The sequence below is a fragment of the Microvirga antarctica genome, assembly GCF_017921815.1.
GTDB classification, from domain to species: Bacteria; Pseudomonadota; Alphaproteobacteria; order Rhizobiales; family Beijerinckiaceae; genus Microvirga; species Microvirga antarctica.
The window spans coordinates 184,445-204,659 of the sequence record NZ_JAGEMM010000005.1; the positions used below are offsets into that span (position 1 = coordinate 184,445).

Sequence of the window (20,215 nt, forward strand, 5' to 3'; positions counted from 1 at the left end):
AGAGCGCGATCGATTACTCTCTTCGGAGCATGCCAACATGGCCGACAACCCGGCAATCAATGGAGCGCAGGACAACGCCCTGCCCGCGCTCAACGCCCTCGCGCAATATTGCAAGGATTTCTCGTTCGAGAACCCCAATGCGCCGCGCTCGCTCCAGCAGCAGGCCGAGGGCCCGCAGATCAGTCTGCAGGTCAACGTCAACGCCAAGCAGCTCGCCGAGACCGATTTCGAGGTCGAATTGACGCTCGAAGGCAGCGCCAAGGTCGGCGGCACCGAAACGCTGTTCGCGTTCGAACTCACCTATTCGGGCGTGTTCCGCGTCCAGAACGTGCCGCCGGATCAGATTCATCCGGTCGTCATGATCGAATGCCCGCGCCTGCTGTTTCCGTTCGCCCGCCAGATCGTCGCGGACGCGGTGCGCAATGGCGGCTTCCCGCCGCTCTACATCGATCCGATCGATTTCGTGGCGCTCTACCGCCAGCGCGCGACGGAACTCCAGACCGAGCAGGGCGCCGGCGTCACGCTTTCGTAAGAGGCGTCTCGGCCTTGCCGAGATAGACACTCCACAGGGTGTCCTCCCCCAGCGTTTCCACGAAGGCCGCATGGGCCGCGCGCTCGGCCTCGGTCAAACGTGACAAAAATGGACGCGGCCGCATCTCCCGGGATGCGGCCGTTCCTGTTTGGAGAATGGGGATGCCGCGGTTGCTCGGGCGGACCGTGAGATCGAGCCCGGTCTGCTTGCCGCCGATCAGCTCAATATAGACCTCGGCGAGAATTTCCGCGTCGAGCAGCGCGCCATGCTTCGTGCGCCTTGAATTGTCGATGCCATAGCGCGAGCACAGGGCATCGAGATTGTTCGACGCGCCGGGATGCCGGCGGCGGGCGAGCGACAGGGTGTCGACCACGTCGGCGAGCACCAGCGGCGGACGGCCCAGACGCGCGTATTCGGCATTGAGAAAGCCCACGTCGAACGGGGCGTTGTGGATCACCATGCGGCCGTCGCCGACGAATTCCGCGAAGGCCTCGACAACGCTGGCGAAGACGGGCTTGTCGGCCAAAAATTCATTGCTCAGCCCGTGGACGCCGAACGCCCCCGGCGAGACCGGAAACTCGGGATTGATGTAGGCGTGGTAGAACCGCCCGGTGGGCACGTGATTGACGAGCTCGACGCAGCCGATCTCGATCACCCGGTCGCCCTTGCCATGGTCGATGCCGGTTGTTTCCGTGTCGAGGACGATTTCGCGCAGCATGATCTAGTTCTCCGACGCGAGGGTCTGCCCGTGACCCGGCCGTGCGGCGAGGCATGTCAGGATCGAGCGGACCTGGGCCTCGGCCGAATCGAAACCACGGCTCGAATCGACCCAGAAATGGGCCCGCTTCCGCTTGTCGGCATCCGGCATCTGTTTGTCCAGAATCGCCCTGAACTTGTCCTCCGTCATTCCGTTGCGCCCCAACACCCGGGCGGCCTGGACGGCTGCTGGCGCGGTGACCACCAGAACCGCATCGCAGCGCGCTTCCCCCCCGGTCTCGAACAGCAGGGGCACGTCGAGGACCACCAGGGGCGCGTCTGACCGCCGCTGCAGAAACGCCGCCTCCTCCGCGCGCACGAGCGGATGGACGATGGCCTCGAGCTGGCGCAGGCGCGCGGGATCGCCGAGGACCGCCTGTCCGAGGCGCGCGCGATCGACGACACCATCTGACACGGTCCCCGGAAACGCCGCCGCGATCAGCGGCGCGGCGCGTCCCCGATAGAGCGCGTGCACCGCCGCATCCGCGTCGTGGACCGGTACCCCGAGGCGGCGGAAGATCGCCGCCGTGGCGGATTTCCCCATGCCGATCGATCCGGTGAGTCCGAGAATAAAGGACATTCAGTTCCCCGACAGATCGCGCAGGATGACCGCCTCGAGAGCGGGCGTGACCTGCGGCGTGACGCCGAACCAGCGGGCAAAGCCCGGCACGGCCTGATGCAGCAGCATGCCGAGGCCGCCGACAATCCGCAAACCGTGCTTTTCGGCATCGCGCAGGAGAGCGGTCTTCAGCGGCGCGTAGATGAGATCCGCCACGATGGCGTCGTGTTTGGCAGAGGACAGATCGAGGTCGAGGGGAGGCTGTCGGGTCATCCCCAGAGACGTCGTGTTGACGATAAGGCCCGCCTGCGGCACCAGCGCCGGAAGGGCCTCCCACGTCGCCGAGACCAGCGCCGGGCCGCCCTCGCGGGCCAGATCCTGCACGAGCGCGTCGGCCTTCCCGGTCGTGCGGTTGACCACGAGAATGCGCCGCATCGCGCAATCCTGAAGACCCGCCACGACCGCACGGGCGGCGCCGCCAGCCCCGATCACAAGAGCGGTATCCACGCTGGCTGCCCAGTTCGTCCCCACGCTTTGAACAAGGTTGTCCACAAAGCCTGCCGCATCGGTGTTGTCGCCCCACAGGACGCCGTCCTCGAGCCACACCGTGTTGACTGCCCCGATCCGTTCCGCCCGGGCGGTGCGCCGCGCGACGGTTGCAAAGGCCGCTTCCTTGTGGGGGATCGTCACATTGCCGCCGGCGAAACCCCGGGCGGAAAGCGATGTCAGGAAATCCTTGAATTCGGCTGGCGGGACGTCGATGCGCTCATAGGAGCCTGCAAGCCCAAGCTCGCCGATCCAGTGGCCGTGGATGAGCGGCGAGCGGGAGTGGCGAATCGGGTGTCCGACCACGAAGGCCTTGATCATCGGGTTTTCCTCAACCGGATCGGCAGGGCGGGGTGCATGGTCATGTCTACCAGGCGAGACAGCCGAGGCGACGAAGGTCCGCCAGGAGCGGCAGCAACGGCAGACCCAGGATGGTGGTGTGGTCGCCAGTGACCGTCTCGAACAGGTGCACGCCCAGCGTCTCGATTTCGTAGCAGCCCACGCTTGAGAGCGCGCGATCGCCTGCCCAATCGAGATAGGCGTCAAGCGCCGCATCGTCGAGAGGCCGCATGGCAAGGGACGCTCTGGCGTGAAACTCCGCCACGACCAAGCCATCCCGCGCCAGGCACCCGGCGCTGTGGAGGACGTGCGTCCTGCCAGACAGGCTCTTCAACTGGCGGAAGGCGGCTTCGCGATCCGACGGCTTGTGGAAGATGCGGCCTTCGCAGGCCAGCACCTGATCGCCTCCGAGAACGAGGCGGCCAGCCTGCGTCGCGCTCACGGCGAGCGCCTTTGCGCGGGCAAGCCGTGCCGACAGGCCTGCCGGATCCACGGCGTTCGCGGCGTCGTCACCCTCGACGGCACGCTCATCGATTCGCGGGGCTTGTGTCTCAACGGGAAGCCCCGCGCGCTCCAGCAGGAGACGCCGGGTCGGGCTGGTCGAGGCGAGCAGGAGCGGCTGCGCCTCCCGCCACACGGAAAAAGGCGCGCTCATTCGGCGATGAAGCGCAGGCGGTGATCCCGATACAGATCGAGGATCGCCGCCGCCGTCTCCTCGATTGACCGGCGCGTCACATCGATGGATGGCCAGTTGTGGCGCTGAAACAGCCGCCGGGATGCGGCGATCTCCTCCGCCACCGCATTGCGGTCCACATAAGCCGTGTCGTCATCCGCCTTGAGCGAAAGGAGGCGGTTCTGGCGGATCTGGACGATCCGCTCCGGCGTCGCCACGAGCCCGACGATCAGGGGCTTGCGGGTGGTCTCCAGCACGGCCGGCGGCGGCATGCCGGGAATCAGCGGAATGTTGGCGGTCTTCATGCCGCGATGGGCGAGGTAGATCGCCGTCGGCGTCTTCGACGTCCGGCTGACGCCGAGCAGCACCACATCGGCCTCTTCCAGATCGTGCGGCAGATGGCCGTCGTCATGCATCAGCGTGAAATTCATCGCGTCGATGCGCTTGAAATATTCGGCGTTCAGCATGTGCTGCGCACCGGGGCGCGCCGTGGAAGCGGCGCCGAGATAGGATTGCAGGAGGGAATGGACCGGCTCCAGCACCGAGAGGTGCGGCGAACTGGTGGCCCGGCAGGTCTCCTCGAGGCGGCTTGCCAGTTCGCGCTCTACGATCGTGTAGAGAACGATGCCGGGCGCGGCTTCGATTTCCGACAGGACCCGTTCGAGCTGCGTGTTCGAGCGCACGAGCGGGTAGACGTGCTCGATGGCCGCGATCCCCTCGTATTGGGCAACCGCGGCGCGCGCGACGGTGATCAGCGTTTCGCCGGTCGAATCGGACACGAGATGGAGATGGAAATAGCTGCGCCCCACGAAACAGGCCTCCTGTATGAGGGGTTGATGAGTGTGGATAGAACGCCTGTTCGGCGCCGTCCACCAAAGACCCCTGTGCGCAAGTCGGCAAACCATCAACAGCACCGTCCGACGGGCGTGCTCTGCGATGGCATTTTGGGAGAATCAGGCACGAATCAGGCAAACGGCTTCGAGTCGAATCTGGCGTCAGCGCGTTAGGGATCTGTTAAGGTTTAACAATTCGGCAAGGATTGTGGCGGCGCTGCCTTACCCGTTAATGGATGGTTAACGGGCCGGCCCATGTGGATGGGTTGTGGACGGGCTTGCGGCGTCATGAATCACGGCCCAAGAGAAACAACAGATTCAAGATTCATTTCTTTTCTTTAGTTAGAGAGCCCCTGTGCACGAACGTTCCGATAAAGCGATTCTCCGCGTCCTCGATGGCGAGCCGGTCTGGCCGCTGCCGATCTGGATCATGCGCCAGGCAGGCCGCTATCTGCCGGAATACCGGGAGATCCGGAAACAGGCCGGATCCTTTCTCGATCTCTGCTACACGCCGCGTCTTGCCGAGGAGGTGACCCTCCAGCCGATCCGGCGTTTCGGGTTCGATGCCGCCATCATGTTCTCGGATATCCTCGTGATCCCGCATGCGTTGGGGCAGGACGTACGCTTCGTCGAGAACGAAGGGCCGAAGCTCGAACCCATCACATCGCTTGCCGATCTCGACAGGCTCTCCGACGAGATGCCCATCGAGCGGCTGTCGCCGGTTTTCGAGACCCTCGACCGCCTGCGCTCGTCCCTGCCGCGCGAAACAACGCTTCTGGGCTTCTGCGGCGCTCCCTGGACGGTCGCCAGCTACATGATCGCCGGCAAGGGCACGCCCGATCAGGCGCCGGCGCGGCTGACCGCCTATCGGGATCCGGCTTTCATGCAGGCCCTCATCGACAGGCTGGTGCGGGCTTCGACCGCCTATCTGATCCGCCAGATCGACGCGGGCGCCGAGGCGGTGCAGATCTTCGAGAGTTTCGGATCGGCCCTGCCGCCGGCCCTGTTCGATCGGCTGTCGCTGGAACCGATCCGCCAGATGGTCGAGGGTCTGAAGGCGGCGCGGCCGCACGCCAGGGTGATCGTGTTCGTGCGTGGCGGTGGGCCCAACCTCCATCGCTTTGCGTCCGCGCGGGTCGGCGATGCGTTGGCGCTTGACTGGACTCTCGACCCGGCCCGTGTTCTTCCCACTCTGCCGGATGGCATCGCCACCCAGGGCAACCTCGATCCGCTCGCGCTGGTCGCCGGCGGCGAGCCGCTCATGCAGGGCATCGATCACATCCTGGCCTCCGTGCGCGGCCGGCCACACATTTTCAACCTGGGTCATGGCATCGTGCCCGAGACCCCTATCGACCACGTGGCGCAGCTCATCGCTCGCGTCCGCGGCAGCGGGACCTGACATGGCGTATCTCTGGATCAAGGCGTTCCACGTCATCGCGGTCATCAGCTGGATGGCCGGCATGCTGTATCTGCCGCGCCTGTTCGTCTACCACAGCGAGACGCAGCCCCATTCGATCCAGTCCGACACGTTCAAGATCATGGAGCGCCGGCTGCTCAAGGCGATCATGACGCCGGCGATGATCGTCACCTGGATTCTCGGGTTGGTCCTCATCTGGCAGGGCGGCTGGATGACGTCCGGCTGGCTCCACGCGAAGCTGCTCTTCGTGCTCCTGCTCAGCGGGGCTCACGGATTCCTGGCCAAGACCGTCAAGGATTTCGCTGCCGACCGTAACGTCAGGCCCGCGCGATTCTACCGGATGATCAATGAGGTCCCGACCGTCCTGATGATCGTGATCGTCCTTCTGGTGATCCTGAAACCGTTCTGAGAGCAGGGTTTCGCTCACATTTTGGCGATTGGCGGCCGGCCTGCCGGGAACTTGGGGTTAGGGGACTTGAGACCTGCGTCGATTGCGGTTACACAGGAGGTCTCTTCCCTGATGACAGGTTGCGCTGCCCGGCCCCACAGGCTCTCCCCGAGCCGCGGTTCGTGAACTGAGCGGCCCTGTCGAACGTTCCTTTTCATCTCCTCCGCGTGCAGCCGATGTCGCCTGTGCGCGCACATACCTTCGAGAGTTCTCCCCAATGCGGGAAGTCAAACTTCAAGAACTGAAATCCAAAACGCCCACCGAACTCATCGCATTCGCCGAGGAGCTCGAGGTCGAGAACGCCAGCACCATGCGCAAGCAGGAACTGATGTTCTCGATCCTGAAGCAGCTCGCGACCCGCGAGGTCGAGATCATCGGCGCGGGCGTCGTCGAGGTGCTGCAGGATGGCTTCGGCTTTCTGCGCTCAGCCGATTCGAACTATCTCTCCGGCCCCGACGACATCTACGTGTCGCCGAGCCAGATCCGGAAGTTCGGGTTGCGCACCGGCGACACCGTCGACGGCCCCATCCGCGGACCCAAGGAGGGCGAGCGCTATTTTGCGCTGCTCAAGGTCAACACCATCAATTTCGAGGATCCCGAGAAGATCCGGCACAAGGTCCATTTCGACAACCTGACGCCGCTCTTCCCCACCGAGCGCTTCAAGCTCGAGATCGAGGACCCGACCCGCAAGGATTACTCGCCGCGCATCATCGACATCGTGTCGCCGATCGGCAAAGGCCAGCGTGCCCTGATCGTCGCCCCGCCGCGCACCGGCAAGACCGTGCTGATGCAGAACGTGGCGCAGTCGATTACCACCAACCATCCGGAATGCTACCTCATCGTCCTGCTCATCGACGAGCGGCCCGAGGAAGTCACCGACATGCAGCGCTCGGTGAAGGGAGAGGTCGTCGCCTCCACCTTCGACGAGCCCGCTTCCCGCCACGTGCAGGTCGCCGAAATGGTGATCGAGAAGGCCAAACGCCTGGTCGAACACGGTCGCGATGTGGTGATCCTGCTGGATTCTATCACCCGGCTCGGCCGCGCCTACAACACGGTCGTGCCATCCTCCGGCAAGGTGCTGACCGGTGGTGTGGACGCCAACGCCCTGCAGCGTCCCAAGCGCTTCTTCGGCGCCGCCCGCAACATCGAAGAGGGGGGCTCGCTGACGATCATCGCGACTGCGCTCATCGATACGGGCTCGCGCATGGACGAGGTGATCTTCGAAGAGTTCAAGGGCACGGGCAATTCGGAAATTATCCTCGACCGCAAGGTTGCGGACAAGCGCACCTTCCCGGCCATCGACATCACCCGTTCGGGCACCCGCAAGGAAGAGCTGCTGGTTCCGGCCGATACCCTCAAGAAGATGTACGTCCTGCGCCGCATCCTCAATCCGATGGGCACGGTCGACGCGATCGAGTTCCTGCTCGACAAGCTGCGTCAGACCAAGTCGAACGCCGAGTTCTTCGATTCCATGAACACCTGACGGCGTCACTATTCGTATCAAGCTCGCCCCGTTCCGGAGATCCCGGGACGGGGCTTTTTCGTGATGAGGTGTTGAGCCGACGTGACCGTGTTGACGGGGCGGGCTCCATGGGGAACTTGCGGGTCTGATCCCGACTGGCGCAGGCCCAGGTTGTGACGCTTTCCCCGAGCCGCCCGGCGGATTGCACCAGGCCGTTTGGGTCATCCCGAAAGACCTTCGCACATCGCCTCTGTTTGTAGGGGAACTCACTCGGCAGCCGGGCATCACGTTGCCGGTCACGGGCTCAACACGTCCTTCACGCATCGATTCGCCCATGAAACGACAGACTGGCGCCTCCGGCGATCTAAAACTTATCGACGAGGGAGAGTGCGGCGGTCCCTCCGTTCGCACTTCCTCCGCCAGCCCGGCGCCGGAGAGGCGAATCAGTGATGTGGGAGGCTCGGCACGGCCTGGGAGCCGCATGTCCCAAGCCATGAGGGCGTGAGCAGGGAGGATCGGACGCCGTCCTTGGAGGAGGCAGAGGCCCAAGACCCTGCTGCATGACCGTCGCCGACCGTCGGCGGTCGCATGATCGCCCTCACAGCCACTGGGGCCGACTCGCCCGCGGATCTCATCCGCCAGCAGGGTCTAGGGCTGCTGGGGCTTCTGGGCGCCATCGATGACCGGCGTGACGTCGGCTCGGCATGACATCGGCCAGGCGGGAAATCCTGCGGCAACGGTGCCTTTGGGAGAGTCATCATTCAACACCAGCCCGGATCGGGCGTTGGCACAGTGGCTGCGATCGGGCGGGCTTGCCTCCGAGCGGTCGTTCGTGATGATACCGCCTGCTTCGGTATCCGCCCACTTCCGGACGAGAGCCTGCTGGACCGAATGTCCCGGACATACCAAGTCACCCCCCGTCGTTCATGAGACAGTGGCGGTCAAGGATTTTTGCATGCGGTCAGACGACACGATTTTCGCGCCGGCGTCCGGCTTCGGGCGGGCGGCCGTGTGCGTGGTGCGAATCAGCGGTCCCCAGAGTCGATTCATTCTCGAAACGATTGCCGGTCCGCTCCCCGCTCCCCGCCAGCTGGCTTTGCGCACGTTGCGGGATCCCGTCTCGGGCGAGAGCCTGGATCAGGCGCTGGTCGCGTTCATGCCCGGCCCTGGGAGTTTCACCGCTGAGGATCAGGCCGAGTTGCAGATCCACGGAGGGCTCGCGACCCAGGGGGCGGTCCTGCGTGCCGTGGGGGCGCTCCCGGGGTGTCGGGCGGCGGAGCCCGGTGAGTTCACGCGGCGGGCTTTCCTCAATGGCCGCATGGATCTTACGCAGGTGGAGGGTCTTGCGGACCTCATCGACGCCGAGACCGAGGCGCAACGGCGTCAGGCTCTTCGGCATCTCGAAGGCCGCCTCGGCAATGTGGCCGAAGGCTGGCGCGAGGAGGTGCTGCAGGTGCTGGCCATGATCGAGGCCGGCCTCGACTTTTCGGACGAGGGGGATGTTCCCGACGCCTTGGACGGGGTGATCGCTGCGCGGCTCGCGACCCTTGAGGCGTCTCTCCGGGAGGTTCTTGCGAGCCCCAGCGGAGAGCGACTGCGGGACGGGCTCATGGTGGTGCTGGCAGGGGTGCCGAATGCCGGAAAATCGACGCTCCTCAATGCGCTGGCCCGCCGGGACGTGGCGATCGTGTCGCCGATCGCCGGCACGACGCGGGATGTGATCGAGGTGCGCTGCGATCTGGGCGGGTTTCCCGTCACCATCGTCGACACAGCCGGCCTGCGGGAGACCGGGGATGCGGTGGAGCAGGAGGGCGTAAGGCGGGCCGAGGCGAGGGTCCAGCAGGCGGATCTGGTGCTCTGGCTTGTCCCACCGGACGCGGTTCCCGGCTCGGTCCCGAAAGGCCGGAAGGTTCTGCGAATCGGCACGAAGAGCGATTTGAATCGGATCCGTGATGGGTTCGATTGTCTCGTGTCAGCGGAGACGGGCGAAGGAATGGAGGCGCTTGTCGCGCGACTGCGCGCGGAGGCTGAGGCGGCCTTGGGGGGAGGGTCGGACGCCCTGTTGACGCGTGAGCGCCATCGGACGGCACTGACCGAGTGTCACGCCTCGTTGCTCACGGCCATGAGGATGCTGGAGGGCGCATTCCCGGGTGAGCTCGTGGCGGAGGAGGTGAGAATGGCCTCCCGGGCCTTGGGGCGTATCACCGGCCGCGTGGGGGTTGAGGATGTGCTCGACCGGCTTTTCGCAGGTTTTTGCATTGGAAAGTGACCTGCGGAATCCGAGGCGGCCTTGGGGGGAGGGGCGGATGCCTTGCTGACGCGTGAGCGCCATTGAACGGCATCACCAACGGTTACGCTTGGTGACTCGCCGCGTTGGGCATGCTGGAAGGGGCGTTGTCGGGAGAGCTTGTGGCGGGCAGGTCAGAATGGCCTCCCCGGCGTGTCACCCGCCGCGTGGGGGTTGAGGATGTGGTGGGCCCGCTCTTCGCAGGTTTTGTTTCCGAAAGTCACCTGAAACATCGTGGACAAGCTGTTGACGGAGAGTCGGCAACCCGTGGATGACCGGTGAATAACGGCCGGGAGATGGGTGTGTTTCACGTGAAACATTTTGTCCTTTGACGTCGGGGGAGGGACGGCGTACCTCCTGCGCTCGGAGTATCTCATGAAGCGATTTGACGTTGTGGTGGTGGGCGGCGGACATGCGGGGGCGGAGGCCGCCGCCGCTTCCGCACGTATGGGGGCGCAGACTGCGCTTGTGACGCACAATGCCCGGACCATCGGCGTCATGTCCTGCAATCCGGCCGTCGGCGGCCTCGGGAAGGGACATCTGGTCCGAGAGATCGACGCCCTTGACGGGGTAATGGGGAGAATCGCGGACGCCTCCGGGATCCAGTTTCGCCTTCTCAATCGGCGCAAGGGCCCTGCTGTTCGGGGCCCTCGGACCCAGGCTGACCGCAAGCTGTATGCGCGGGCGATGCAGGCTGAATTGGCCGTCACGCCCAACCTCACCATCGTCGAGGGCGAGGCAGACGATTTCCTGTGCGACGACGGAAGGGTCTCCGCACTCATCCTGTCCGACGGCCGCGTTTTGGCGACGGGGGCCCTCGTCCTCACCACCGGAACCTTTCTGTCGGGCCTGATTCATATCGGGGAACGCAAGATCCCCGCCGGACGGATGGGCGAGCGCCCCTCTCTCGGGCTCCCGAAGACATTTGCGCGGCTGGGGTTCGCCCTTGGCCGATTGAAGACTGGAACGCCTCCGCGTCTTGACGGCCGGACCATCGATTGGGGCGCCGTGGAGAAACAGGCGGCCGATGAGGACCCTGTTCCGTTCTCCACCCTCACCGAGCGCATTACCGTCCCCCAGATCGAGTGCGGCATCACGCGCACCACTGCGGCCGGCCATGATCTCATCCGGCAGAATCTGCACCGGGCTCCCATGTATTCGGGAGACATCCAGAGCCTTGGGCCGCGCTATTGCCCCTCCATCGAGGACAAGGTGGTTCGCTTCGCCGATCGCGATAGCCACCAGATTTTTCTCGAGCCGGAGGGGCTCGACGATGTCACAGTTTATCCGAACGGGATCTCGACCTCGTTGCCGGAAGACGTCCAGCGGGCCCTGCTGCCTCTCATTCCGGGGCTGGAACGTGCCGTGATGCTCCAGCCCGGCTACGCGATCGAATACGATTTCATTGACCCGCGCAACCTCGCCACGAGCCTGGAGACGTGCGCGGTCAAGGGCCTTTTTCTGGCCGGTCAGATCAACGGGACGACCGGGTATGAAGAGGCCGCCGCACAGGGTCTGCTCGCCGGTCTCAATGCCGCGAGGACAGCGTCCGGCGGCGAGGCGCTGATACTGGACCGTGCCGAATCCTATATTGGGGTGCTGGTGGACGACCTCGTGACCAAGGGCGTCAGCGAGCCGTATCGCATGTTCACCTCTCGGTCCGAGTATCGTCTGAGCTTGCGGATCGACAATGCGGATGAGCGTCTGACCCCTCGCGGGCTTGCGTTCGGCTGCGTCGCGTCGCGCCGGCAGGCCCATTTCGAGGCGTCCCAGGACCGGTTGCGGTACGCCGAACGACTGCTGCATGCTCTGTCCGTGACGCCGGCTGTGGCCGCGCGGAATGGCCTCGATATCAACCAGGATGGCGTCCGGCGTTCCGCTTTCCAGCTCCTTTCTCACCCGACGATTTCGTGGCGTGATCTCGAGCGGATCTGGCCCGAGTTGGGGTCGGTTCCCGTTTTGGTGAAGGAACGCCTTCAGACAGATGCGACCTACGCGGTCTATCTGGATCGTCAGAAAGCCGATATCGCGTCGTTCCGCCGGGATGAGAGCGTGGCGCTTCACGCGATCGACTTCTCGAACCTGCCGGGACTTTCCAATGAAATTCGCAGTAAGCTGAGCCGTGTTCGGCCGCAGACGTTAGGCCAGGCCGCGCGCATTGAGGGTGTCACGCCGGCCGCGCTCACCCTTCTTGCTGCCTTCGCCCGTCGTGGGATCGCGGCGTCCGGGGGGGTCGAGGCTTGATCGCTGTGAAGCCCGCCATGCGTCCCGAAGTCCACCAGAGCCCGCATTTCGGATCGAATGGGGAGGCTGGACGTCGTCCGGCACTCACGTCCTCCGCGGCTTTGCGCGTCCGAGAGGTGCTTTAATGGCCGACGATTCTCATCGGCAGGCCCTTCTCCACAATGTTTCACGTGAAACGAGGGACCGGCTCCAGCTTCTCGAATCGGAACTCCGGCGCTGGCAGGCGATCAAGAACCTCGTCGGGCCGGGGACGCTCGACGACATTTGGAACCGCCACATCGTCGATTCGCTGCAACTCCTTGCCCTCCAACCACGTGCGACGACCTGGCTTGATCTGGGGTCGGGGGCGGGTTTTCCAGGCCTCGTGCTGGCGATTGCCGGCCGGGACCAGGGCCTTAAGGTCGATCTGGTGGAGAGAAATTCCCGGAAATGCGCCTTCCTGCGGCATGTGGCCCGACTGACGGATGCACCCGCGGTCATTCACGAGGCACGTCTGGAGGCGGTGATCCCGGGCTTCGTCGGTCGGGTTGAGGTTGTGTCAGCCCGCGCCCTGGCGTCCTTGACCGATCTCCTTGCCGCCACCGAACCCCTGTTGAAAACGGGGACAATTGGGCTGTTTCCCAAGGGGCGGGACGTCGATGCGGAATTGACCTTGGCGTCGCGATCGTGGAAGTTCGATCAGGAGATCCTGCCGAGCCGCACTGATTCCGACGCCCGGATCCTCCGCATCACCTCCATCGAGAGATTGCCATGATCACCGAACGCAGCGAATCCGATCCAGGACCGCGCCGGTCTCCGCCGCGCACGTTGGTATTGGCAAACCAGAAAGGCGGCGTCGGCAAGACCACCACCGCGATCAATCTTGGAACCGCCCTTGCGGCGATCGGCGAAAAGGTGCTGATCCTCGACCTGGATCCGCAGGGAAACGCCTCGACGGGGCTCGGCCTCGACCGCAAGAACCGGCCGGTCTCGACGTACCACGTTCTGACCGGCGAGGCGTCGCTGGAACAGGCGATCACCGAGACCGTCGTCCCCCGGTTATTCGTCGCGCCGTCCACTCTCGATCTGCTTGGGGTCGAACTGGAGATTTCCGGCGAGCGCGACCGGGTTCACCGTCTGAAGAAGGCTATCGCGGTTCTCATGACCTCCGAGGTAAGTGATCCTTTTACCTATATTTTGATCGACTGCCCGCCTTCACTGAACCTTTTGACCATCAATGCCCTTACCGCAGCCGATGCTGTGCTGGTTCCCCTACAATGCGAATTCTTCGCCTTGGAAGGCCTCAGCCAGCTGCTGAAGACGGTTGAGCAGGTCCGTTCGGCGCTGAACCCCGACCTGACGATTCACGGGGTGGTGCTCACCATGTTCGACCCGCGCAACAACCTGTCCGGGCAGGTGGTGGCCGATGTCCGCCAGTTCATGGGCAGCAAGGTCTATGACACGATGATCCCGCGTAACGTGCGGGTGTCCGAGGCGCCCTCCCACGGCAAGCCAGTTTTGCTCTACGACCTCAAATGCGCCGGATCGCAGGCCTATCTTCGACTCGCTTCCGAAATCATTCAACGCGAGCGCGCGCTGCGCGCCGCCTAATTGTTGCGAAAGACCATCATGGCAGACGACGCGAAACCGCGCTTGGGACGGGGACTGGCAGCGCTCATCGGCGAGGTTGGCGATGAGATGTCGGTTGTCGAGCGGGGACGCGGACAGCGGCGCATTCCCGTTGAGTTCCTGCGCCCGAACCCGCGCAATCCGCGCAAGTCCTTCGAGGAAAGCGAATTGCGGGAATTGTCCCAGTCCATTCGCGACCGGGGGATCATCCAGCCCATCGTGGTGCGGGCGTTGCCAAACACCGTGGACGCGTTCGAGATCGTCGCCGGCGAACGACGCTGGCGGGCAGCCCAGCAGGCCGGGCTCCACGATGTGCCGGTCGTGGTCGTGGATATCGACGACAAGACCTCGCTCGAATACGCCATCCTGGAAAACGTCCAGCGTTCCGATCTCAATCCCATCGAGGAGGCGCAAGGCTATTCGCGCCTGATGGCGGAGTTCTCCTATACCCAGGACAACCTTGCCAAGATCATCGGCAAGAGCCGCAGTCACATCGCCAACATGATGCGCCTCGGCGATCTTCCGGAGGGGGTCAAGGCGCTGCTGGTCAATCGGCAGATTACCGCCGGCCATGGCCGCGCGCTGCTGTCAGTGAACGATCCGCACCGGGTCGCCAAGCGCATCATCGACGAGGGCATGAGCGTGCGGCAGGTCGAGGAAATCGCCCAGGCCGACAACAGCATGCCGGCCGATCTCGAGACGAAGTCTGCCGACAAACTCAAGTTGCCCAAGGACCCGGATACCCGTGCGCTCGAGCGGGCTTTGCAGGACGTGCTGGGGCTGAACGTGGCCATTGAACACAAGGGACAGGGCGGCGAGTTGCGGATCCGCTACAAGACGCTGGAGCAGCTCGACGGCCTCTGCCGCCGACTCAACCCGCAGTAGGCGCGTTCGGGTGGTTGCCGCCCTCCCGGAAAACCGAAGATCCGATCACGGCAAGGGCTGCCAAAATGGCCCGTGCGGAGCGCTTCGTTGCCGGAACCATACGTGCTGAAAACTGCCTTTCCCTGCAGGGTTTCAAGGCGACCGAGAGGCCCCTTTGCCGGGAGGTCGGGCTCTCCTCCGACGGTCGGCGGTCCGGCTTTTTTGAGCCCCCGTCGGATCGCGGCACGCGCGGGAGAACGGGCGAACGCCCTCGGGCAATTCCGGAGGATGCTCCCACAGGTTGTGATCTGATGTCTGGTCGGCCCGAAACTATCGCCGTGCGGAGCGGGCCAGATCGAGCAGCATCTTGGCCGTGACCACATCGTCCAGCGTCGACAGACGCCGTGTCTGAAGCATGGCATCCTGCAAGGCGGCGATGGCCGGCTTGAGTGACGCCACGCTCCACCGCTGCAGGTGCCGCTCGACCTGCGGCTTGCGCCTGAAATGCAGGCCGCGCATGCCGTCGATCACCGTGGAGGGCGAACGGCCTTCCTCCACGGCATATCGGGCAGCCAGCAGGACGAGGGCATGGCGCAGGGCTGCGCCCAGCACAACCGAGGCATGGACCCCTTCGGCCGCGAGCCGCCGCGACCCGGTTTCCAGCTCCGCGCCATTTCCGGCAAAAGCTGCATCCACCACGGCGTCCAGCGCCAGCGACGACACATCGCTCATGATGGCGTCGACGTCGTCCAGCGTGATTTCCGTCTGGCCATGAGCATAGAGTGTCAGCTTGGCCAATTCGCCCCGGGTGGCCAACCGGTCGCCGCCGAGGGACGCCACGATTGCTGCCCTGACGTCGCGGGAGACGGACAGGCCGGCCTCGCGCATCGCCTCATCGACAACCGTGCCGAGCGCCTCGCCGGTATCCGCATAGCAGGGCAGGGCGAAGGCGAGGGGGGATTTCTCGCACAAGGTCCGCAACGGCGAGGTCTTGGCAAGGTCGCCGCCTTCGATGACGATCGCCGTGTCCTTGAGGACCCCCTTCAGGACGGCGTCCACCGCAGGGGCGATGTTGCGGGAGGTCGCGCGCACCCAGATGGCCCGCCTTCCGCCGAACAATCCCATCGTTCCGGCCTCATCGGCAAGACGCCCGGGATCGGACGCGATGTCGTCGCCGTCCATGCGAATCATCTGAAACGGATCGTGCGGATCATCGACCGCGCGCTCGGCCAGAATGCGTGCGCGCTCGTTCACCAGCCCCGTATCGGGGCCGTAGACCAGAAACACGCTGATCCGTGGGTCAGGCCGCCGCAGCACCCCCTCGACGCTGCCTGCTTTGACCGCGACCATGCGGCCGTCACATCTGCGAGAGTGTGGCGGCGAGCCGGGTCTTGATCTGTTCGGCCAGGGACTTGGCGAGGCGGATTTCCGCATCGCGCGCCGCCCGCACCGTGGCGAAGCGCTGCTTGAAGCGGTCGTAGGTTGCCTGGCCCGTGGCGCGGCCCTGGGTAATGACCTTGGTGCCGTCCTTGTTGGTGAGCGTGAAGGTCAGGTTGCCGATGAGCGTTGCCGATTGCGCCCGGCCGGACACGGAATCGACGATCGGTGTGCTCAGTGTCTCGTCGAAGGTCAGGTTGAGAACAAACTGCTTGGGCGTGTCGGAGCCCGACCCGTTGAGATCGTAGACCAGCTCGCTGCGGATGAAATGGCCGATGCGCGCCTGGGCGTCGGTCCATTTCAGCTCCGGCACATCGATGGAGGCCAGCACATTCTGCAACGATTGGCCGGATGCGGTGGGTCCGTAAAGCGGCCGCAGGCAGGCCGACAGGCCGAGCGCAAGACCGATGACGATGGCCACGCGCACGGTTGCGCGACAGGTGGCGAAGCGATTAAGCGACGACATTCACAATCCTCTGTGGGACGACGATGATCTTGCGGGGAGTCTTGCCGTCCAGCGCGCGCTGAACCCCCTCGAGAGCGAGCACAGCCGCCTCGATCGCGTCCTGCCCGGCGTCGCGCGGGACGGTGACATCGTCCCGCTTCTTGCCGTTGACCTGCACCGGCAGCGTGATGGTGTCCTCGATCAGCAAGGTGGCATCAAGGACGGGCCAGGCCGCTTCCGCGACCAGACCCGATTGCCCCAAGGCCTCCCAGCTCTCTTCGGCCAGATGCGGCATCATGGGGGCGAGAAGTTGGATGAAAATCCGGCCGGCATCGCGGAAGGCGTGCGACAGGCCGGCTTCCTGGGCGCTCTTGGACTGCGCCAGAAGCTCCTGGAGGCTGTTGGCCAATTCGTAGAGATGGGCGACGCAGCGGTTGAAGCGCAACCGCTCCACATCGTCACCCACGGCCTGGAGCGCCTTGTGGGCGGCTTTCAGGACCGCGGTTCCAAGCGGGCCGGGGGCAGCGGAAGGACCAGAGACGTCCCTGGTCCGGTCGGCCAGTTCGCCGACCAGGCGCCAGACCCGCTGGACGAAGCGCCCGGCGCCCTGAACGCCTTCCTCGGTCCAGATCACGTCGCGCTCCGGCGGGGAATCGGACAGCATGAACCAGCGCGCGGTGTCGGCCCCGTAGGAGGCGATGATTTCGTCGGGATCGACCGTGTTCTTCTTCGACTTCGACATCTTTTCGATCGCGCCGATGTCGACCGGCGCGCCGCTGGCGATGTGGATCGCCCGTCGGGCGCTGCCCTCGGTCTCGAAGCGGACATCGCTCGGCAGAACCCAGCCGCCGCTCGCGTCCTTGTAGGTTTCGTGCACGACCATGCCCTGGGTGAACAGGCCGGCGAACGGTTCGCTGATGCCCGCATGCCCGGTCTTCGTCATGGCCCGCGTGAAGAAGCGCGAATAGAGCAGGTGCAGAATCGCATGCTCGATGCCGCCGATATACTGGTCGACCGGCAGCCATTCATTGACTGTGTGGCGGTCGGTCGGGCGGTCGGTCAGGGTCGGGTCGGTGAAGCGGGCGAAATACCAGGACGAATCCACGAACGTGTCCATGGTGTCGGTCTCGCGCCGGGCTTCGCCCCCGCATTGCGGGCAGGCCACATGCTTCCAGGTCGGGTGACGGTCGAGGGGGTTGCCCGGCACGTCGAACGACACGTCCTCCGGCAGCACCACCGGGAGCTGATCGTGCGGCACCGGCACGACGCCGCACGCGGCGCAATGGATGATCGGGATCGGGCAGCCCCAATAGCGCTGACGCGAGATTCCCCAGTCGCGGAGGCGGAAATTCACCTTGCGCTCGGCCACCGGGCGATTGTGGTGGCGCTCGCTCTCGAGGATCCGCGCCACCTCGTCCTTGGCGTCCGCGATGGTCTTGCCGTCGAGGAAGCGCGAATTGATCATCCGTCCATCGCCGTCATAGGCGGTGTCGGTGATGACGAAAGTGGCCGGGTCCACATCCGGCGGGCAGACCACCGGCAGGTTTCCGAGATGGTACTTGTTGACGAAATCCAGGTCGCGCTGGTCATGCGCCGGGCAGCCGAAAATGGCGCCCGTGCCGTATTCCATCAGCACGAAATTGGCGACGTAAACAGGCAGCGTCCAGGCCGGATCAAGCGGGTGGATGGCCCGGATGCCGGTGTCGAAGCCGAGTTTTTCGGCCTTGTCGATGGCCTCCTGAGCGGTGCCGGTGCGCTTGGCGGTCTCGATGAACGCCGCAAGCTCCGGATTGTCCGCAGACGCGGCCTTGGCAAGCGGGTGATCCGGGGCGACGGCCACGAATTTGGCGCCAAAGAGGGTGTCGGGCCGGGTGGTGTAGACCTCGACCTCATCCGTCTCGTTGATGGTGGTTTCCGGATCGAGGGCGAAGCGCACCAGCAGGCCCTCGGAGCGGCCGATCCAGTTGCGCTGCATCAGGCGCACCTTCTCGGGCCAGCGATCAAGCGACTCAAGGGCGTCGTGGAGTTCCTGCGCGTAGTCGGTGATCTTGAGGAACCACTGGGTCAGCTCGCGCTGCTCGACCAGGGCGCCGGAGCGCCAGCCGCGCCCGTCGATCACCTGTTCGTTTGCCAGCACCGTATGATCGACCGGGTCCCAGTTGACCTTCGCGGTCTTGCGATCGACGAGGCCTTCCTTGAGGAAGTCCAGAAACATGCGCTGCTGGTGCTTGTAATAGCTCGGATCGCAGGTCGCGATCTCCCGGCTCCAGTCGATCGCCAGGCCCATGGATTGGAGCTGCGCGCGCATCGTGGCGATGTTGGCGTAGGTCCATTCCTTGGGATGGACCTTGTTCTGCATCGCGGCGTTTTCGGCCGGCATGCCGAAGGCGTCCCAGCCCATCGGGTGCAGCACGTTGAAGCCTTTGGCGCGCTTGTAGCGGGCCACCACGTCGCCCATGGCGTAGTTGCGCACGTGACCCATGTGGATGCGCCCCGACGGGTAGGGAAACATCTCGAGCACGTAATATTTCGGACGCGGATCGTCGTTTGCGGTCTTGAAGAGGTCGCGGTCCTTCCAGACCTTGCGCCATTTCAGTTCGGCTTCTTTGGCGTTGTAGCGCTCCGGCCTCATTTTTCGTAACACATCCGTCATCGCAAGGGTTCGGGCAGCTTGCGCCGCCGGGTTTGCGCGGACTAGGACACAGCTCTCTCGCGCGGTCAACGCCTGCCCGCGCAGGCAAGCCCCGTGAGGGGAAAGGGACACCCATCCATGAGCGAGCACGACACCGTCGCGGCCCTGAAAGACGTCAGGGCCGGCATTGCCCGCGCGGCGGCCGATTACGAGCGCGACCCCGCCTCCGTCACGCTGGTGGCGGTGTCGAAGCTCTTTCCCGCTACCGCCATCCTGCCCGTGCTCGCGGCTGGCCAGCGCGTCTTCGGCGAAAATTACGTGAAGGAAGCGGGCGAGAAATGGCCCGCCCTGCGGGAGCGTTATCCCGATGTGGAACTCCACCTCATCGGGCCGCTGCAATCCAACAAGGCCCGGGACGCGGTGCAGCTTTTCGACGTGATCGAGACCCTTGATCGCCCGTCATTGGCCGAGGCGCTGGCCAAGGAGATCGCCCGCCTGGGCAAGGCACCGCGCCTGCTCGTCCAAGTCAATACCGGAGCGGAACCCCAGAAGGGCGGGGTGCTGCCGGCCGATCTCGACGGCTTTCTCGAGGCCTGCCGCAGCCGCTACGGGCTGACGGTGGAAGGTCTCATGTGCATCCCGCCGGCCGATGACCCGCCATCGCCGCATTTTGCCTTGCTTAACAGCATGGCGAAGCGCAACGGCCTGGAGACACTCTCCATGGGCATGAGCGCCGATTACGACCCGGCCATTCAGCTCGGGGCGACGCATGTGCGGATCGGCAGCGCCATTTTTGGGGCACGCGTGCCCCGCTAGCAGCCTCATCGCGACTTCGCGGTTGTCCGATCGACCGCGGAGCGTTATAATCTAGCTTCGATCCACGCCGAACCACAGGAGGGCCGCATGCGTGTACGACACCATCTTCGCATGTACGGCCCCTGGAACGCCCTGCAGCCAAGCGTTGCAGGGCCGGCCACGATACGGATCTGACGTCGACGACGTCCTCTTTCTCATCTGGTCAGCTCTGAACGGCTCGCCGCGCCTGTGCCCGTCTGCCGGGTTTTCAGCGCGTCTGACTAACGTTCCTGATTTTTGCGCACGGCCGCGCCTGCTCCAGGCCGCCTCAGCGCACC

The 20,215-nt window shown here is 64.8% G+C and carries 18 protein-coding genes; 10 read left to right on the top strand and 8 right to left on the bottom strand.

What is annotated here, in order from left to right; translation table 11 throughout:
* The first annotated feature begins 37 nt into the window (after positions 1-37).
* On the top strand, positions 38-532 hold the full coding sequence (gene secB / locus J4G32_RS15775; RefSeq protein ID WP_210496299.1) for a protein-export chaperone SecB: 495 nt from the start codon (positions 38-40) through the stop codon (positions 530-532).
* Here secB and dnaQ read toward each other — a convergent pair.
* The 5 genes from dnaQ to J4G32_RS15800 are packed head-to-tail and all read right to left on the bottom strand — an operon-like array spanning position 519 to position 4,214.
* A complete protein-coding gene (dnaQ, locus tag J4G32_RS15780; protein WP_210496301.1) occupies positions 519-1,250 on the bottom strand; it encodes a DNA polymerase III subunit epsilon in 732 nt (243 codons plus the stop codon). The genes secB and dnaQ overlap by 14 nt on opposite strands.
* Before the next feature lie 3 nt (positions 1,251-1,253).
* Positions 1,254-1,868, bottom strand: a complete 615-nt coding sequence (gene coaE / locus J4G32_RS15785) for a dephospho-CoA kinase (protein ID WP_210496303.1) — start codon at positions 1,866-1,868, stop codon at positions 1,254-1,256.
* On the bottom strand, positions 1,869-2,714 hold the full coding sequence (locus tag J4G32_RS15790) for a shikimate dehydrogenase (protein ID WP_210496306.1): 846 nt from the start codon (positions 2,712-2,714) through the stop codon (positions 1,869-1,871). It abuts the gene before it with no gap.
* Positions 2,715-2,760: 46 nt separating this feature from the next.
* Complete coding sequence (locus tag J4G32_RS15795; protein WP_210496309.1) at positions 2,761-3,387, bottom strand: Maf family protein; 627 nt, start codon at positions 3,385-3,387, stop codon at positions 2,761-2,763.
* Complete coding sequence (locus tag J4G32_RS15800) at positions 3,384-4,214, bottom strand: pyruvate, water dikinase regulatory protein (protein ID WP_210496310.1); 831 nt, start codon at positions 4,212-4,214, stop codon at positions 3,384-3,386. The genes J4G32_RS15795 and J4G32_RS15800 overlap by 4 nt, the downstream gene beginning before the upstream one ends.
* A gap of 379 nt (positions 4,215-4,593) precedes the next feature.
* Between J4G32_RS15800 and hemE the strand changes: the two genes are divergently transcribed.
* The 8 genes from hemE to J4G32_RS15840 all read left to right on the top strand — a co-directional run bounded on the left by hemE (position 4,594) and on the right by J4G32_RS15840 (position 14,589).
* The gene (gene hemE, locus J4G32_RS15805; protein WP_210496311.1) at positions 4,594-5,637 is read left to right on the top strand and encodes a uroporphyrinogen decarboxylase; all 1,044 of its coding nucleotides are present in this window, start codon (positions 4,594-4,596) and stop codon (positions 5,635-5,637) included.
* A gap of 1 nt (position 5,638) precedes the next feature.
* A complete protein-coding gene (gene hemJ, locus J4G32_RS15810; RefSeq protein ID WP_210496312.1) occupies positions 5,639-6,064 on the top strand; it encodes a protoporphyrinogen oxidase HemJ in 426 nt (141 codons plus the stop codon).
* Positions 6,065-6,320: 256 nt separating this feature from the next.
* Positions 6,321-7,586, top strand: coding sequence for a transcription termination factor Rho (gene rho, locus J4G32_RS15815; protein WP_210496314.1), 1,266 nt, complete (start codon positions 6,321-6,323; stop codon positions 7,584-7,586).
* Positions 7,587-8,520: 934 nt separating this feature from the next.
* The gene (mnmE, locus tag J4G32_RS15820; protein WP_210496316.1) at positions 8,521-9,834 is read left to right on the top strand and encodes a tRNA uridine-5-carboxymethylaminomethyl(34) synthesis GTPase MnmE; all 1,314 of its coding nucleotides are present in this window, start codon (positions 8,521-8,523) and stop codon (positions 9,832-9,834) included.
* A 393-nt stretch (positions 9,835-10,227) separates the two neighbouring features.
* Positions 10,228-12,096, top strand: coding sequence for a tRNA uridine-5-carboxymethylaminomethyl(34) synthesis enzyme MnmG (gene mnmG, locus J4G32_RS15825; RefSeq protein WP_210496318.1), 1,869 nt, complete (start codon positions 10,228-10,230; stop codon positions 12,094-12,096).
* Positions 12,097-12,220: 124 nt separating this feature from the next.
* Positions 12,221-12,850, top strand: a complete 630-nt coding sequence (rsmG, locus tag J4G32_RS15830) for a 16S rRNA (guanine(527)-N(7))-methyltransferase RsmG (RefSeq protein ID WP_210496322.1) — start codon at positions 12,221-12,223, stop codon at positions 12,848-12,850.
* On the top strand, positions 12,847-13,686 hold the full coding sequence (locus tag J4G32_RS15835) for a ParA family protein (RefSeq protein WP_210496325.1): 840 nt from the start codon (positions 12,847-12,849) through the stop codon (positions 13,684-13,686). Before rsmG ends, J4G32_RS15835 begins: the two co-directional genes overlap by 4 nt.
* An 18-nt stretch (positions 13,687-13,704) precedes the next feature.
* The gene (locus J4G32_RS15840; RefSeq protein WP_210496329.1) at positions 13,705-14,589 is read left to right on the top strand and encodes a ParB/RepB/Spo0J family partition protein; all 885 of its coding nucleotides are present in this window, start codon (positions 13,705-13,707) and stop codon (positions 14,587-14,589) included.
* A 309-nt stretch (positions 14,590-14,898) separates the two neighbouring features.
* Here the strand turns inward: J4G32_RS15840 and holA are convergent, their stop codons facing one another.
* The 3 genes from holA to leuS are packed head-to-tail and all read right to left on the bottom strand — an operon-like array spanning position 14,899 to position 19,082.
* Positions 14,899-15,918, bottom strand: a complete 1,020-nt coding sequence (holA, locus tag J4G32_RS15845) for a DNA polymerase III subunit delta (protein WP_210496331.1) — start codon at positions 15,916-15,918, stop codon at positions 14,899-14,901.
* Between the two features lie 7 nt (positions 15,919-15,925).
* The gene (gene lptE / locus J4G32_RS15850) at positions 15,926-16,471 is read right to left on the bottom strand and encodes an LPS assembly lipoprotein LptE (protein ID WP_210496333.1); all 546 of its coding nucleotides are present in this window, start codon (positions 16,469-16,471) and stop codon (positions 15,926-15,928) included.
* The gene (gene leuS, locus J4G32_RS15855) at positions 16,458-19,082 is read right to left on the bottom strand and encodes a leucine--tRNA ligase (RefSeq protein WP_210496344.1); all 2,625 of its coding nucleotides are present in this window, start codon (positions 19,080-19,082) and stop codon (positions 16,458-16,460) included. The genes lptE and leuS overlap by 14 nt, the downstream gene beginning before the upstream one ends.
* Positions 19,083-19,220: 138 nt before the next feature.
* On the opposite strand from leuS, the gene J4G32_RS15860 reads away from it, so the two are divergent.
* Positions 19,221-19,898: a YggS family pyridoxal phosphate-dependent enzyme gene (locus J4G32_RS15860; protein ID WP_210496349.1), complete on the top strand. Its 678-nt coding sequence runs from the start codon at positions 19,221-19,223 to the stop codon at positions 19,896-19,898.
* Positions 19,899-20,215: the final 317 nt, after the last annotated feature.